The organism is Brucella sp. NBRC 12950 (assembly GCF_030268145.1).
Taxonomy (GTDB): Bacteria; Pseudomonadota; Alphaproteobacteria; order Rhizobiales; family Rhizobiaceae; genus Brucella.
On record NZ_BSQC01000057.1, the window covers coordinates 1 to 389 of the forward strand.

The following is a 389-nucleotide window of genomic DNA, read 5'->3' on the forward strand; positions in this document are numbered from 1 at the left end:
CGAGATGATGATCTTGGCAGAAGTCAGTTCCGGACGATCACCACCCGAAAGCTTGTTTTCAACAAAGCTCGACAGCGCCGGATCAGCAGCCGCATTGATGCTTTCAACTAGAGCCGAACCGCCGTCACCCGTTGCCGAGAAAGAAGCCGTACGAACCGTGATGACCTTCTTGGCATCGGTCGACTGAACAGTCTGGATCGCATTGCCTGCATAGATCGGACGCTTGAAGGTGTCGCTTGAGACAACTTCCATGATTTCCGAAAGCTGCATCACATCAAGAAGTGCTGCAACGCGTGGCAGCACGTTCTTGGCTGAAGTGGTGGCTGGTGCAATGATCGTGTCGTAGTTTCCTGCGAGTTCAACGATGGCTGCAGCCAGTGGCTCGGCCA

At 54.2% G+C, this 389-nt stretch carries 1 pseudogene; it reads right to left on the minus strand.

The features are described 5' to 3' along the window. Positions 1–389: pseudogene (locus QSJ70_RS27430) on the minus strand (electron transfer flavoprotein subunit alpha/FixB family protein); the annotation flags it as partial.